Below are 13,897 nucleotides of genomic sequence, written 5' to 3' on the forward strand. Positions count from 1 at the left end.
TAGAGCAAGCCTGAGTCGGTTTGGACGGGTTATCTAGTTGATGACCTTATCCTGATAACCGGATTAGAATTTCACTTGGAAAGATTTAACCTGACACGGTTTCAGCGTGCCGAACGATGCTGTCTCTACCTCATTTGGTAGCACTTTCTCGTCTAGCTGTGTTTCTTTCCATGACGTTACTTCTGAAGCAAACGTCACTGTGTCGTTAATCACTTCGCTCTCTGATGGGTTGTAGACGCGCAGGATGAGTGCATCCTCGTCTTCCGCCTTCTTCAGTACGCTCAGTACTGCGCCTTCTAGCGATTTGTTTAGCAAGCTGTGCGTTAGCGGTAAATTTTGCTCGCCTACGTTCAGCTTCATCGCGTTGTAAGGAATCTTGTTGTAACACTGGATTGGAGTCACGTTGTCACGCGCCGCTGCCATTACGTTTGCTTCGATGTGGTTGCCCGCGAAACCGAATAGTGCGAACTCACAAACGATCTTGCCGCGTACTTGTGAATCTGGCGTCGGGATCTTGATACCAGATGGACGACCCGGACGAAGCAACAGCTCTTCTTTACCCAATACGCCGATACCACGCAGAAGGGTTAGGGCGAATGTGTCACGCTCTTCATTCTCTTGGCTTGAAATCACTTCAAACTCACGCAGACCGTTGCTCATTAGCGCCATACCACCTTGTGCGTTTTCAACCGCAGCAAAGTTCATTAGCTGGTAAACCGGCACTGGTGCTTCTTTCCAGCCGTCTGCTTCCCAGTTCGCCATTTCTGGATCGTTCGTTGGACGAGTGATCAAACCGAACTGGTTGTCCGCTACTACGGTTTCAGACACAAACGGTGTTGGTACTAATACACGAACACGGTGGTCGTCGGCTTGGTTGTCCAACTCCATGCGAACTTCAATACGGCGTGTACCTTGTTTTAGAACCACCTGGCAGTTCACGTCTAGGTAACCGTTTTGACCTGTGCGCTCTTCACGTTGTTGTAGGTTCTCAGGTAAGTTCATGCGCAGCTTGATGGTTGCCACAGATTGGAAACCTTCGTGCTTCACATTCACTTCTGCATCGAATTCGTCTGAGTACAGTAACCACTCTTTACGAGAAGGTGAGTAGTCGTATTCATCACCATCGTCAGAGCCGTCTTCAATACGCAGGGCTTGTTCGTAAAGGTGCTCTGTCTCTTTGTCGAAGATGTTCAGAGTGCCGTTTGCGTTTACGTTGATGCGGTAGAATTCGTTCTCAAGAAGGAACCCCTTCTGCTCCGCCACTTTTTGCGTGCCTTTCTCATTCGCTTGAATGTGTAGGGTCGTGAAGCCCATTGCTGGCACAGTGTGCTTGATTTGTATATCGTATTCGATGAACGGGTCGTAGTTACCGTAGTGAACGATTTGACGGTCAATCTTACCTGGGTCGATTACGCGTTGATCTTGGATGAAGTACTCAACTGGCGTGCCGTTTTCATCAAACAGGTTGAACTGTTCTGCACGGATAGTGATGGTGGTGTTTACCACTTCTTCACGAGCGTATGGCGATAGGTTGAATAGTGCTAGCTTGTCGCAACCTTCGCGCGCTGGCATGTGGTCAACAATCTTACGTTTGTAGAAGTTGATCAGGTTGGTCGCCATGTCGTCAGCAAGGATGTAACGGTTCAGGATCTCTGCGTGTACTTTGTCTGAACAGCAGCAGCCAATCGAGTCGTGAGCGTGGTTCTTCATGCTCTCTTTCCACATCTTCTCGATTAGACCGTGGTGGTATTCAAAACCTAGTGTCCATGCGATAGACGCTAATGGCTCAAGGATGTTTACGATCTTGTTTTCTACTTCTGCGTGGATCAGTTTGATGTCCATACGCGTTGAAGAAATAGTACGGTGAACACGCATGTATTTACCGTCGTTGAACTCGCCTTTAATGGTATCAAGCTGATCGCGCTCGGCTTCAATACGCTCGAACACTTCTTCAAAGCGGCTCATTTTGAATTCTTTGTCTGGGTAGATTTCACGTAGCTTATCCATCACCTCGAAGATGTCTTTTTGGATAGGCATTTGGTCGTGACCGTTTGGTAGTAAGATGTCTTTTGTTACCGACGGTTTTTCCAGCACTGGGAAGTATTTATCTAGACGCGCGCGCAGACCTTCTTCGTCTTGCGGTAGGTATTTACCAATCGCGTAGCCCAGTGGCAGTACTTGCGCAGAGACTTCGCTGCCATCGTTTGATTGCCACAAAAACTCGGTTTTATTTGTGCCGTGACGCTCTGAACAACCACGCCAGAACATGGCGCGATTGATGCCAAAACCGTTGTAGATAGCTGGCAGCTGAGAGCTCATAGAGAATGAATCTGGTAGGTAACCAATCTTCATTGGCTCGCCTAGCGCTAGACAGTCACGTAATCCGTAAAGCATGTTACGTACGATTGATTCGCCAGATACTTGCATTGTATCCGTTTGAGAGTACCAAGGGCCAACAATCAGTTTGCCTGCTTGTACTAGCTCACGTACGCGCTCTTTGTTTTCTGGCTTGATTGCGAAGTAATCTTCCAGAACTGCGGTTTGACCGTCTAGAACGTAGTATTTGTAGTCTGGATCGTTTTCCAGACGAGTCATGATTTCTTCCATGTTGTTCACTAGCAGAATGCGAGACTCTTCTGTAGTGAAGTACCATTCACGATCCCAGTGCATGTGAGGAGTAATATGAACGCGAGATGTAGTCATAACTTTTACCGTCTTAGGCAATAATTGCCGTTAATTTGTTTTAAATTTGATTGTTTTCTATTCGTTTTTACGGCATTTTTGCTTGCCGACGAATATTTAGGGCGCAGAAATCCCACGCCCAAAGTTTGTGTTGAGCGAATCTATGAATGATTCGAATTAATGCTGAGCAGCAGCCTCAGTGACAAATTTGCCCTTTTTTACTGCGTGTGCTCGCCACATGATGAGAGTGATGGTCGAGATAGTTGCACCAATCAGCGCAGCGCCAAACCAGATTGCCGCAGCAGTGAATGCGCCTAGACCTGCATCGTGTAGTAGGAAGATTGAGAAGATACCGGCACCTGGAGTCGATAGACCTACGCCAGCAGCACCCACCATTGCGCCTGTTACCACAGAGCCAAGTAGGAACGAGCCAATAACGCGGATTGGGTCTTCGATAGCCATCGGAATTGCACCTTCAGTGATGCCCGCTAGACCAAGTAACCAAGTCGATTTACCCGTCTCGATTTCGAAGTCTTTGAACAGGCGAGGTGCAAGCATGGTTGAAGCCGTTACTGTGAACGCAGAGACCATTTTCACCGAACCGAAGATAGCGTATGGGCCGTAAACACCGTTCGCCATTGCACCCAAACAGAATGCGTAAGCGGCTTTGTTAACTGGACCACCAAGGTCGAACGATACGAATAAACCAATTACTGCGCCTAGAAGTAGGGCGTTGGTGCCAGACATGCCGTTTAGCCAGTCCGTCAAACCTTGGTTTAGCCAAGCAACAGGTTTACCGATAACGAACAGCATCAGTGAGCCAGCAACCAAAGTACCGATAACCGGGTATAGGTAGAAGGTTAGGAAGCCGTTGAACGCTGGGTTCAAACGTACGTTCTCTTTTACCCAACGCATGACGTAACCAGCAATCAAACCACCGACAACACCGCCAAGGAAGCCAGAGCCGATAAGGTTCGCTGCAATACCTGCGGCAAAGCCTGGACCAAGCGCTGGTTTATCTGCCAATGAGTAAGCGGTGTATGCTGCTAGTACAGGCACCATCAATGTACCTAGTAGACCACCACCTAGCTTGCGGTACATCCACAGCCAAGAGCCTTCTTCTGCATACAAATCTTGTAGGTTGAACATTTGTGCCAATAGCACGGCAACAGCAAGTACGGTACCGCCAGCAACGATAAGAGGAACGGCGTAAGAGATACCTGATAGCAGTGCTTGTTTCAGTTCAGTTTTAAGTGGTAGCTTTTTCGGTTTGTCGTTGGTTGCAACTGCAGCGTCTGCACTTCGGCCTGCTTTACCTGCTTCAACCGCTTCGTTAAGAATGCGCTCAGAGTGTTTGATTGGCTCTGCTACTGGCACTTCTACACGAGGAATACCGTCAAAACGCTCTAACTCTTTGATTGCCACTTCAGCCGCGAAAACGACCGCTGTTGCACTGTTGAGCTGTTCAGCAGTCAAACGATCTTCAATACCGTTTGCGCCTTGCTTTTCAACATGCACGTTGTAACCCAGCTTCTTACCCGTCTTCTCTAGGTATTCTGCTGCCATGTATGTGTGCGCAATACCCGCAGGGCAAGCCGTCACACAAACGATGGTTGGTGCATTTGTATCTAATTGGTCTTGTTTTTCTTCTTGCTCTGCCTGACCATCTAGCAAAGCGAAAATTTGTTCTACATTTGTAGCATTGAGTACCGCTTCACGAACATCGTCATCCACTAACGTTGTGGTCAGTTCGGTCAGCAGGTGCATGTGTGTTGAACCTGCTTCCGCATTTGGAATTGCGATTAGGAAGATCAGGTTTACGTCTTCGTCTTCATCCAGACCTTGCCACTTTAAGTCTTGTTTTAGTGTGGCTACGGCAAACGCCGCCTCTTTTACTGCATCTGTCTTACCGTGCGGTACTGCTAAGCCTTCGCCTAGCGCCGTCGGGCCTTGCTCTTCACGAGCAAACACTGCTTGTAGGTATTCTTCCTTGTTATGCAGTTTGCCTTGCTGGTCTAGCTGGTCGGCAAGTGCACGAATCGCTGCGTCACGACTTTCGAACGTCGTTTGTAGGTTTATCAGCGATGGGTTTGTAAGAGAGGTTAATTTCATAACTTTTGTCCCATTGTCACATTCGACATTGTTGTGCATTCAACAATGATGTGAATAATACCTTTTAAATACAAATGATCCGTGATCAGGATCGCAGTTGAATTAAAATATGTATTATTGTTGTATTGTTTTGGCTTGTTTTTGTATGTCGATATGCGAACAAGTGCTTGTCATGTTGACCTGAATTCGTATTATAGAGCTCATAAACCAAGTCTTTCTTGCAATGATAGTTCACTCCAGTGTGCTCGGTTCTTGAGTTGTCTCAAACAAGTTCACTTGAATGGTCATTTGTATTGTTTTTATAGAGGTAAACATGGCAAGACTGCCAATGTATCGCCAGATTGCGGATGCGATTCGCGAGAAGATCAGCGATGGCGAATACAAAGTAGGAACCGCTCTTCCTACCGAAGCTCAGTTACGCGAAGAATTTTCTTGTAGCCGAGTCACGGTTCGCCAAGCGTTAAAATTGCTGATTGAAAATGGTGAACTGGAGAGTGTGCAGGGTAGTGGTACCTATGTGAAAGAGAACAAGGTTAACTACGACATTTACCAACAGACCAGCTTTGCAGAGAAGTGGGCGCACCTAAATGCAGTCACGCACAGTGATGTGGTCGCGTTCGAGATCACTAAAGCATCGCTCACGATGGCGGATGCGCTGAACATTAATGAAGATGACAAAGTCTTTTACGTGAAACGCGTTCGTTACCTTGATGACAACCCAATCACAGTAGAAGAAACTTGGTTGCCGACAGACATGTTCCCTGATCTCACCTACCAAGTGATGCAAGGTTCTAAGTACCACTTTATTGAGAAAGAGAAGGGCATGGTGATTGATCGCAGTGAGCAAGAAATCATCCCGGTATTGCCACCGCAAGACATTGCAGAGTTGCTAGATATTGATCCAGCCGAGCCGATCATCGAAAAGCGCACGCGTGGTTTCTTACAAGGAGATGTGGTGTTTGAATACAGCCGCAACTACTTCAAATCGACTGATTACAAGTTTACGCTGGTGGCAAAACGTCATAAGTCGTAAGCGCGATATTACGCATTTCATTTTAAACCCGCCACTCGGCGGGTTTTTTGTGTCTTTTCTCTTCCGACCTTCTGCTTGCTATATGTTGAAACTAAGCAACGTTTCGATTTCTTTTAACAAACAAGTGTGATGATTATCCCTGTTTGAAACTCACTAGCGCCGAATTAGTGGAAAATGAAGTTTGAATTTAATCACGATAAATAGCGAGTCAAGAGTCATAATGTGATCGAGATAAATTATTGCGAATTTCTAGAAATGTTCGGATGGGTGCGGAGGTTCAAATTATGTCTATTGACATGTTGCTGAAAGAAAATTTGTTGCTAACTTTCTTTGTCTATTTTTGAGCTACGTTCATTAAAACAAATTGACAGCCATTTAATTGTGATTTGTTGCACAAAAGAGGCGTGCTTGCGCCGTTCCACGACTCTTATTGATAATTAACCCATCGATACCGAACTGTTGATAGGGTTTAAAAATGCTGTATGAATTAATCGACCACGAACTAGTAGATGTTATTAATGACCGCGCTTACCAATGGCAAGACGCAGTTAAAAAGACAACGCAATATCTAGAAGACAAAGGTTACGTTTCTCAGCAATACGCGGATGCCATCATCCAATCGACCGAAGAAAATGGTCCTTACTATGTGTTGTGCCCTGGACTGGCGATGCCACATGCTCGCCCAGAAACCGGTGTCCTAAAAACGGGCTTGGGCATTCATATTTTCCCTTCACCAGTTGATTTTGGTTCGGACCTTGGTCCTGCCAATATTCTTATTACCCTAGCTGCAAAAGACTCTGATACCCACATTGAGGTGATTCAAGCGCTGAGCGAGATGTTTGTGGACGAAGAGAACATTGCAAAACTGGCACAAGCTTCATCTAAGGAACAAGTGCTAGACATAATAAAAGCATACTAAAAGGAACATAACGTGAAAGCAAACATGCGAGCCAATGTGCAAGCCTTCGGGGGTCATTTGACCGCCATGGTGCTGCCAAATATCGGAGCCTTCATCGCTTGGGGCTTTATTACTGCACTCTTTATCCCAACAGGTTGGATGCCAAACGAAGCGTTTGGAGAACTCGTTGGTCCAATGATCACTTACTTATTACCACTGTTGATCGGTTATACCGGCGGTCAAATTGTTGGTGATAAACGCGGCGCGGTAGCCGGTGCCATCGGTACCATGGGTGTTATCGTTGGTGCGGACATCCCAATGTTTGTTGGCGCGATGATCATGGGCCCACTCAGTGCTTGGGTTGTGGTGCAAATGGATAAGCGAATCCAACACCGTATTCCCTCTGGTTTTGAGATGGTGGTGAACAACTTCTCATTAGGTATTGTGGGCATGATCCTGTGTCTGTTTGCCTACGAGATTGTTGGCCCTGCGGTAACTGCGGCAAACTTGTTTGTGAAATCAGGCATCGAAGCCTTGGTGGCGACGGGATTCCTTCCTCTGCTTGCTATCATCAACGAGCCTGCGAAAGTGCTGTTCCTAAATAACGCTATCGACCAAGGTATTTACTACCCATTAGGTCTGCAAGCGGCAGCTGAAACAGGCAAATCTATCTTCTTTATGGTGGCATCTAACCCAGGTCCAGGTCTTGGTATGCTGCTGGCTTACGCGAAGTTTGGTCAAGGTCTGTCTAAACGCTCTGCGCCAAGTGCCATCATCATTCACTTCTTCGGCGGTATTCATGAGCTCTACTTCCCGTACGTGTTAATGAAGCCAATCATGATCTTGGCGATGATTGCGGGTGCTGCAACAGGTATCGCAACCTTTAACCTACTTGATGCAGGTTTGGTAGCAGGTCCAAGTCCAGGCTCAATCTTCTCTTACCTAGCACTAACACCGAAAGGCAGCTTCCTAGCGACCATCGCAGGCGTCACAACTGCAACGATTGTCTCCTTCCTTGTTGCAAGTGCGATTCTGAAGATGAGCAAAGCAGAAGACAAAGAAGACGACTTTGAACAATCAGTCTCTGATATGAAAGACATGAAAGCAGAAGGCACAATCAAACCAGTTGCTGCAGCAACACAAGAAGTCAACAAACCAATTTCATTTGTCGCGTTCGCTTGTGATGCGGGTATGGGCTCAAGTGCGATGGGCGCTTCAACCTTCAAACGCAAGTTAGTTCAAGCCGGGATTGATATTGAAGTGAAGAACTTCGCTATCGAAAAAGTCCCAAGTGAAGCTGACATCGTCGTGACACACGAAAGCTTAGAAAGTCGAGCCATCAAAGCAACAGGCTTGCCAGTGGTAACGATTAAGAACTTCCTCAATGACCCAGCGCTCAATGAGCTGATGGATACGATTAAGCAACAAGCGGTCGCGACTGAGCAACCAGCCTAACAATGCAGTATGGGGTGGCACCTACCACCCCATTTAGGAGAGAAATCATGGTACAAACAACGGCAGCGGTTATCTGTGGCGAGAAAGATGTTCAACTAAGAACCTTTGATTTGCCAAGCATTTCAGCCGATGAACTTCTGGTTAAAAACATTTCAAACAGCATTTGCTTATCCACTTACAAAGCAGCATTGTTGGGTAGCAAACACAAACGCGTACCTGAGAACATTGATGAAGTGCCAGTGATGACGGGTCATGAATACGCAGGTGTGATTGTTGAAGTCGGTGAGAATCTAAAAGACCAGTACAAAGCAGGCGATTACTTTGTTCTACAACCAGCAATGGGCTTGCCTAGTGGTTACTCGGCGGGTTACAGCTACGAAACCTTTGGTGGCAACGCAACGTATTCCATCATTCCTAAAATCGCTATCGACTTAGGTTGCGTTTTGCCTTACCACGGTGACTACTTTGCAGATGCGTCTTTGGCTGAGCCAATGTCATGCATCATCGGTGCTTACCATGCTAGTTACCACACTAAACAATACGTGTACGAGCACGATATGGGCATCAAAGAGGGGGGGGCGTTAGCGCTGTTAGCTTGTGCTGGTCCAATGGGGATTGGCGCGATTGATTACGCGATTAACGGACCAGTGAAGCCAAAATTGATCGTGGTGACGGACATCGACGCCGCACGTTTAGACCGAGCAGAGTGCTTAATTCCGGTTGAGAAAGCAAAAGAGCAAGGCGTTGAACTGCATTACGTGAATACAGCCCAAGTTGATGATCCTGTCACTTATCTGAAAGCGCTTAACGACGGCAAAGGCTACGATGACGTGATGGTATACGCAGCAGTATCGCAAGTATTAGAGCAAGCCGACGAGCTGTTGGGTAACGACGGCTGCTTGAACTTCTTCGCAGGACCTACCGATAAGAAATTTAAAGTACCGTTTAACTTCTACAATGTGCATTACGAGTCAACGCATATTGTGGGCACGTCTGGTGGCTCAACTGGCGACATGGTGGAGTCTATCGACTTGTCTTCACAAGGTAAGATCAATCCATCGTTCATGATCACACACGTTGGTGGTCTGCAAGCTGCGCCACATACGATTTTGAATCAGTTGGATATTCCGGGTGGTAAAAAGTTGATTTACCCGCATATTGACCTGCCGTTGACCGCGATTGATGACTTTTTATCGTTGGCAGACCAAGACCCGTTCTTCGTCGAATTAGACGCAATTTTGAACGCAAACAACTATGTGTGGAATGCTCATGCAGAAAAAGCGTTACTTGAGTTTTATGACGTGGGCTTAACGGTTTAGTTGCAACGAATTTGTGTGGTAGCCTCTGTGCTGCCACATAATGGAGAGGTCATAAGACGTTGTCACGTGAAGATGAATTACTGGAGAAGCTGGACGAGTGCGAAAATGCCACTGCGTTTCTTCAGGTTTCTAACAAAATAATTAACCTCAAGTTAAAAGCACTGCTTCCGAAAGTGTTCGTTCAAGACGACCTCGTGAAGGAGTATGCTGTGGATCCTTTATTGAAAGAAGATGGTCCGTTAGCAACAACCGATGTGGTGTCTAAGTTGATGTTTGCAATGGGCAAGATCTCACTGGAAACTTACGCTGACATTGGGTTGTACGATCAGGTGTTGGAGTTCGCGGTCACTCAGTCGGAAAAGGTCGAGTTTGCCGATGACGTGATTTACGACTTCATTAAAAACCAATCAGTACTCTCTTCCCAGCAAGACAGCTTTTATCTTGAGTCGATCAATCAGCTTAAGTTCTCTTCGTTTGAGTCCTTTTCACAAATGAGATACGAAGCCCTCATCAAAACAGTATTAAAGCTGTCGTGTGAAATGTTGATAGAAAGAATCGAAGGGGAGATAAATCAATAAGGGTTCACCATGAAAGTGAATTTAAACGTCAGTGGTTTTGAGACCGAAGCTACCTTTCCTGAAGCCGACGTAAAGCGAATCCATCAACCTCTTATCGAAAAGTTTACCCGCCTTTATCACGAGAAGCAGGAGCGTATTGTTGTGTTCTTGTGCGCCCCTCCGGGTAGTGGAAAGTCTACGCTAGCAGCCTTTTGGGAATATTTATCAGAACAAGATGAAAACCAAGAGCCACTTCAGGTTCTGCCTTTTGATGGTTTTCACTACCCGAATGAAATCCTCGACAGCAACACCATTGAGCGTAATGGTGAACGTGTTCCACTGCGCAGCATTAAAGGCTCTTACGAGACGTTCAATCTCACGGAGCTTATCGACAAACTGAAACAACTGAAAGTGAAAGACAGTAAGTGGCCTTACTACGACCGCAACTTACATGACCCAGTTGATGATGCCATTCAAGTTAATCGCAATATTGTCGTTGTTGAAGGTAACTGGCTGCTGCTTGATGAACCAGTATGGAAAGAACTGCATCGTTTGGCAGATTTTACGGTGTTTATTGATACCCAAGCGGAGTTTCTACAAGATCGTTTGGTCAATCGTAAAATCCGCGGCGGTACAGACCCAGAAGCGGCATTGGAGTTCTATTTACGTTCTGATGCGGTCAACGTTGATAAAGTTCTGAATCATTCGGTTCCTGCTGACTTATCTTTGTTCCTTAATCAAAACGGCTCGTTCGAAATTCGATAGTTCGTCCACAATCTCAGGAGGTTACCATGGATATCGTGATTGATAGCCACACCCATACTATTGCCAGTGGACACGCTTACAGCACCATTTTAGAGAACGCATTGTCTGCTAAGAATAAGGGGCTAAAACTTCTTTGTACCACCGATCATGCTCCCGAGATGCCAGGAGCCCCTCACTACTGGTATTTCAACAATCAAAGAATTTTGCCCCGCTTTTTACACGATGTAGGTATTCTCCGTGGCGTAGAAGCCAACACGCTGAATGTGAAAGGGGAGATAGACTTACCAGCGTCCTCTGACCAACATCTTGACTGGGTGATTGCGAGTTTCCATGAACCCGTATTCAAGCCAGCAACGGAAGCTGAGCATACCGCTGCCCTGATAAATGCCATTAAAAGTGGCAGAGTGGATGTTCTTGGCCACTTAGGTAACCCAAATTACTCATTCGATATGGAACAGGTCTTGCGCTGTGCCAAAGAGAACAATGTAGCAATTGAAGTTAACAATACGTCTTTGACGGGCAAAAGCCGTAAGGGCAGTGATTCTCGTTGTGATCGCATTGTCGAATTGGGCAAAGAGATTGGCGTTTACTTCAGTACAGGGTCGGATGCCCATTTCAGTGAAGAGATTTCCAAGTTAGATTTGGCAATTGCTTTGCTGGAAAAACATGGTGTTGAAGAAGAGAAGATACTCACTACGTCGACGAGCCGATTCTTGAACTTCTTACTTCTGAGAGGTAAGGCGAGGATCCCTGAGTTCGAAGCACTCTATTGAGAAGCTAGTGCTCCAAATGAATATCGACTAAGAAACATAAACCCGCAATCTGCGGGTTTTGTTCGTTCAGGATAACCCACTACCGGACTACAGTGGTGACTCCACCACAACAAACTTGCGTTCGGCCCTAAGTGGTGCAAACCAAGTATTCTTGTATTTGAAATAGCTCTGTCCGTTGACGACCACAGTTTCTTTAGTGTGAGGCAAGGAGTCTACGATTTCACCGAGTTTGTAAGGGCTTGGCTCTGGTTTCGGCGCTGGTGGTTTTTGATGCACTCTTGCGGTGTTTGATCTTATTGATGGCGCGATAGTTTGTTTCGAATCTGAAGCATCATTTACCGCCGAAGCAGTCCCTACACGGTCATCACGTAAAATGGTGTAGTTACCGCTTGGTGGATAACGAACATACACATAGCGGACACCATCACGACGGTAATAGGAATCATGAACGATGGCATAGGTGACGCCAGCGAAAACGGCGAAGGTCGCTATGCCAACGAGATCGCTATGATAATAGTAATATCGTCCACGATAGGGTGGGTACCAATAACCCGGTCTCACATAGATAAACGACGAATGATAACGCGGTGGCCTAACGACATATGGAGGTCGGTGGTAATAGGGTAGTCTGTAGTAGGGCGGACGGTAATAAGGTGGCCGATTATAGTGGGGCGGCTTGATTGGCCTATAAGTGCGATTGACGGAATGTAAATCGTGTTTGTCTCCCGGCTGGGTGATCGGTTTTACGGCTGGCTTCATTTGCTCTTGCGCAGACACGACTGTAGGCGCACACAGCCAGAGAATAGCGGTTGTTATGACCCAGATGCTTCTCATAATGCTTTCCTCCGCCGTTTGGAGTCTCGAAGCGGTAATCAGTAAGTTTAGCTCACCATAACGTTGTTTGAGATGGGAGTCTAGGTCACGATTTTATGTTTATTTGAGGCTTTTACCTTCGTTGGTTTTCTGCTCTAGCACCAAGAATATGAGTTTTGTCAGCATGGATTGCGCCTCTGGTGATAGCAGTCTTGCTGCTGAAGCAACATCATTTGCGGAGACATTCCCGACGCCTCTGGCATCAAGGGCAATATCTAAATCGGTCAGGTTGAGAGCACGTAATATGGAACGATATTGCGAAAGTTTTAAATCTGACTCGCCTCTCTCAATTCTTTGATAAGTCTTTTCGCTCATCCCTGCGACTTTAGCCATTTGCTCACGTGAGACGCCTTTCATCTTGCGTCGCTTAATAAGGACTTCAATTAATGGGTCTACTTGCATTGGCACTCCTTAGAGGACAGTTTTGTCCTTAACCACGCAATAACCGGACCAGTTTAGCCACCTCGTATTTACCCAAATTGATATAGCGATAAGAATGACGTTCCACAAAAAATTTACGTAATTTCAGTTAGTTTCAGAAAATGGAAAAATATCAGATTTATAAATCAATTTCTGGCGAGGTAGATATTCGCAAAATGCAACGCGTTTTAGAACAACTGCTTGCTGAAATTCGTAATCGCAGTCGTGATATTCGGTTGGACGTCACTTGGTTAACTCGTGAATCACAGAAACGATTAATGAAGTACAAAGAGCTGTTTTTACATCGAGGTTATATTGATCAAGCAGAGTTGGATCAAACCTATGAGAACCTAAGTTCGATGGAGCGTTTAGTTTCAGACATGGGCATAGCGGCATTAACTTACATCATCGACGCACTAGACAAAGAGCTATGATGCTTTGAAATATGGGTTGATTGAAGCAAACCTTATTGAAAAAAACGTTGAACTAAATTACAGACAAACGAAATCCCGCAATACCAATTGCGCTAAATCAAAGTGCTAGAAATCAATGAAAGGAAGGATTCAAATGCTGGGGAACCACACCCAGCATTCGGAACACTCATTTACCTAAGTTTTCGAACCGTAAATCAGTGTTTAGAGGTATGTGAACCGAAACGTGTCGGTACGGAGCGAATAATAACGATATTGATGAATCTAGGCTATGCTCCGGGTTTCTAACACCTCTCAACAAAGTGTACATTTTCATGTACACCTCAAAAATTGAGTGCCAAAGCTCACTTCTTAAGCTCTATAACAACAAAAGGCTAAATAATCGGCGGTTTTACAACATATCTTTTGCATCAACTGATAGTTGTTAAAATATATGGCTATAAGATGGAGCTTTTGCTTTTCAATCGTCCTATTTATGCCTTACAATCCTTACGAACCAAATCCATTCAGCAGAGAATGGGATTGACGAAAATGGATGCGCTGATTTTGCTTCGAACCCAAAGTGAGACATTCCGTTAA

Annotated in this window: 12 protein-coding genes; 8 read left to right on the forward strand and 4 right to left on the reverse strand. The window is 45.8% G+C overall.

The genetic code is table 11. The annotated features are described in order from the left end of the window. Positions 1-63 precede the first annotated feature (63 nt). On the reverse strand, positions 64-2,703 hold the full coding sequence (gene mngB, locus QTO06_RS02345) for a mannosylglycerate hydrolase (protein ID WP_331406756.1): 2,640 nt from the start codon (positions 2,701-2,703) through the stop codon (positions 64-66). Positions 2,704-2,859: 156 nt separating this feature from the next. Further along, entirely contained in the window at positions 2,860-4,794 is a 1,935-nt protein-coding gene (gene mngA, locus QTO06_RS02350) for a PTS 2-O-a-mannosyl-D-glycerate transporter subunit IIABC (protein ID WP_331406757.1), read from the reverse strand. A 313-nt stretch (positions 4,795-5,107) separates the two neighbouring features. Here mngA and QTO06_RS02355 point away from each other — a divergent pair, with 313 nt between their 5' ends. The 7 genes from QTO06_RS02355 (at position 5,108) to QTO06_RS02385 (ending at position 11,594) form a co-directional block, all read left to right on the forward strand. Continuing rightward, positions 5,108-5,827, forward strand: coding sequence for a GntR family transcriptional regulator (locus QTO06_RS02355; protein ID WP_020194774.1), 720 nt, complete (start codon positions 5,108-5,110; stop codon positions 5,825-5,827). Positions 5,828-6,302: 475 nt separating this feature from the next. Next, on the forward strand, positions 6,303-6,746 hold the full coding sequence (locus QTO06_RS02360) for a PTS sugar transporter subunit IIA (protein WP_005425097.1): 444 nt from the start codon (positions 6,303-6,305) through the stop codon (positions 6,744-6,746). 12 nt (positions 6,747-6,758) lie between these two features. Next, positions 6,759-8,180 carry a PTS mannitol transporter subunit IICB gene (locus tag QTO06_RS02365; protein ID WP_331406758.1) on the forward strand — a complete coding sequence of 474 codons (1,422 nt, stop codon included), beginning with the start codon at positions 6,759-6,761 and terminating at the stop codon, positions 8,178-8,180. Between the two features lie 47 nt (positions 8,181-8,227). Beyond that, the gene (locus tag QTO06_RS02370) at positions 8,228-9,499 is read left to right on the forward strand and encodes a zinc-binding dehydrogenase (protein WP_331406759.1); all 1,272 of its coding nucleotides are present in this window, start codon (positions 8,228-8,230) and stop codon (positions 9,497-9,499) included. Positions 9,500-9,558: 59 nt separating this feature from the next. Continuing rightward, positions 9,559-10,077 (forward strand): MltR family transcriptional regulator, encoded by a 519-nt coding sequence (locus QTO06_RS02375; protein ID WP_029788584.1) that lies wholly within the window; start codon positions 9,559-9,561, stop codon positions 10,075-10,077. Between the two features lie 9 nt (positions 10,078-10,086). After that, positions 10,087-10,821, forward strand: coding sequence for a nucleoside/nucleotide kinase family protein (locus QTO06_RS02380; protein WP_005452446.1), 735 nt, complete (start codon positions 10,087-10,089; stop codon positions 10,819-10,821). Positions 10,822-10,847: 26 nt separating this feature from the next. Continuing rightward, entirely contained in the window at positions 10,848-11,594 is a 747-nt protein-coding gene (locus QTO06_RS02385; protein WP_331406761.1) for a phosphatase, read from the forward strand. Positions 11,595-11,681: 87 nt separating this feature from the next. Here QTO06_RS02385 and QTO06_RS02390 read toward each other — a convergent pair whose 3' ends face one another. Next, the gene (locus tag QTO06_RS02390) at positions 11,682-12,428 is read right to left on the reverse strand and encodes a hypothetical protein (protein WP_331406762.1); all 747 of its coding nucleotides are present in this window, start codon (positions 12,426-12,428) and stop codon (positions 11,682-11,684) included. A gap of 99 nt (positions 12,429-12,527) precedes the next feature. Further along, positions 12,528-12,869 (reverse strand): helix-turn-helix domain-containing protein, encoded by a 342-nt coding sequence (locus tag QTO06_RS02395; protein ID WP_331406763.1) that lies wholly within the window; start codon positions 12,867-12,869, stop codon positions 12,528-12,530. 140 nt (positions 12,870-13,009) lie between these two features. Between QTO06_RS02395 and QTO06_RS02400 the strand changes: the two genes are divergently transcribed. After that, entirely contained in the window at positions 13,010-13,321 is a 312-nt protein-coding gene (locus QTO06_RS02400; protein ID WP_045372548.1) for a hypothetical protein, read from the forward strand. Positions 13,322-13,897 lie beyond the last annotated feature (576 nt).

Source organism: Vibrio sp. M260121 (assembly GCF_036533715.1).
In the GTDB taxonomy this organism is placed as follows: domain Bacteria; phylum Pseudomonadota; class Gammaproteobacteria; order Enterobacterales; family Vibrionaceae; genus Vibrio.

What these genes read in the sequence shown, in the direction of transcription:
- mngB (WP_331406756.1), bottom strand. Translation starts at nt 2,703, where the DNA reads ATGACTACATCTCGCGTTCATATTACTCCTCACATGCACTGGGATCGT.
- mngA (WP_331406757.1), bottom strand. Translation starts at nt 4,794, where the DNA reads ATGAAATTAACCTCTCTTACAAACCCATCGCTGATAAACCTACAAACG.
- QTO06_RS02355 (WP_020194774.1), top strand. Translation starts at nt 5,108, where the DNA reads ATGGCAAGACTGCCAATGTATCGCCAGATTGCGGATGCGATTCGCGAG.
- QTO06_RS02360 (WP_005425097.1), top strand. Translation starts at nt 6,303, where the DNA reads ATGCTGTATGAATTAATCGACCACGAACTAGTAGATGTTATTAATGAC.
- QTO06_RS02370 (WP_331406759.1), top strand. Translation starts at nt 8,228, where the DNA reads ATGGTACAAACAACGGCAGCGGTTATCTGTGGCGAGAAAGATGTTCAA.
- QTO06_RS02380 (WP_005452446.1), top strand. Translation starts at nt 10,087, where the DNA reads ATGAAAGTGAATTTAAACGTCAGTGGTTTTGAGACCGAAGCTACCTTT.
- QTO06_RS02385 (WP_331406761.1), top strand. Translation starts at nt 10,848, where the DNA reads ATGGATATCGTGATTGATAGCCACACCCATACTATTGCCAGTGGACAC.
- QTO06_RS02390 (WP_331406762.1), bottom strand. Translation starts at nt 12,428, where the DNA reads ATGAGAAGCATCTGGGTCATAACAACCGCTATTCTCTGGCTGTGTGCG.
- QTO06_RS02395 (WP_331406763.1), bottom strand. Translation starts at nt 12,869, where the DNA reads ATGCAAGTAGACCCATTAATTGAAGTCCTTATTAAGCGACGCAAGATG.
- QTO06_RS02400 (WP_045372548.1), top strand. Translation starts at nt 13,010, where the DNA reads ATGGAAAAATATCAGATTTATAAATCAATTTCTGGCGAGGTAGATATT.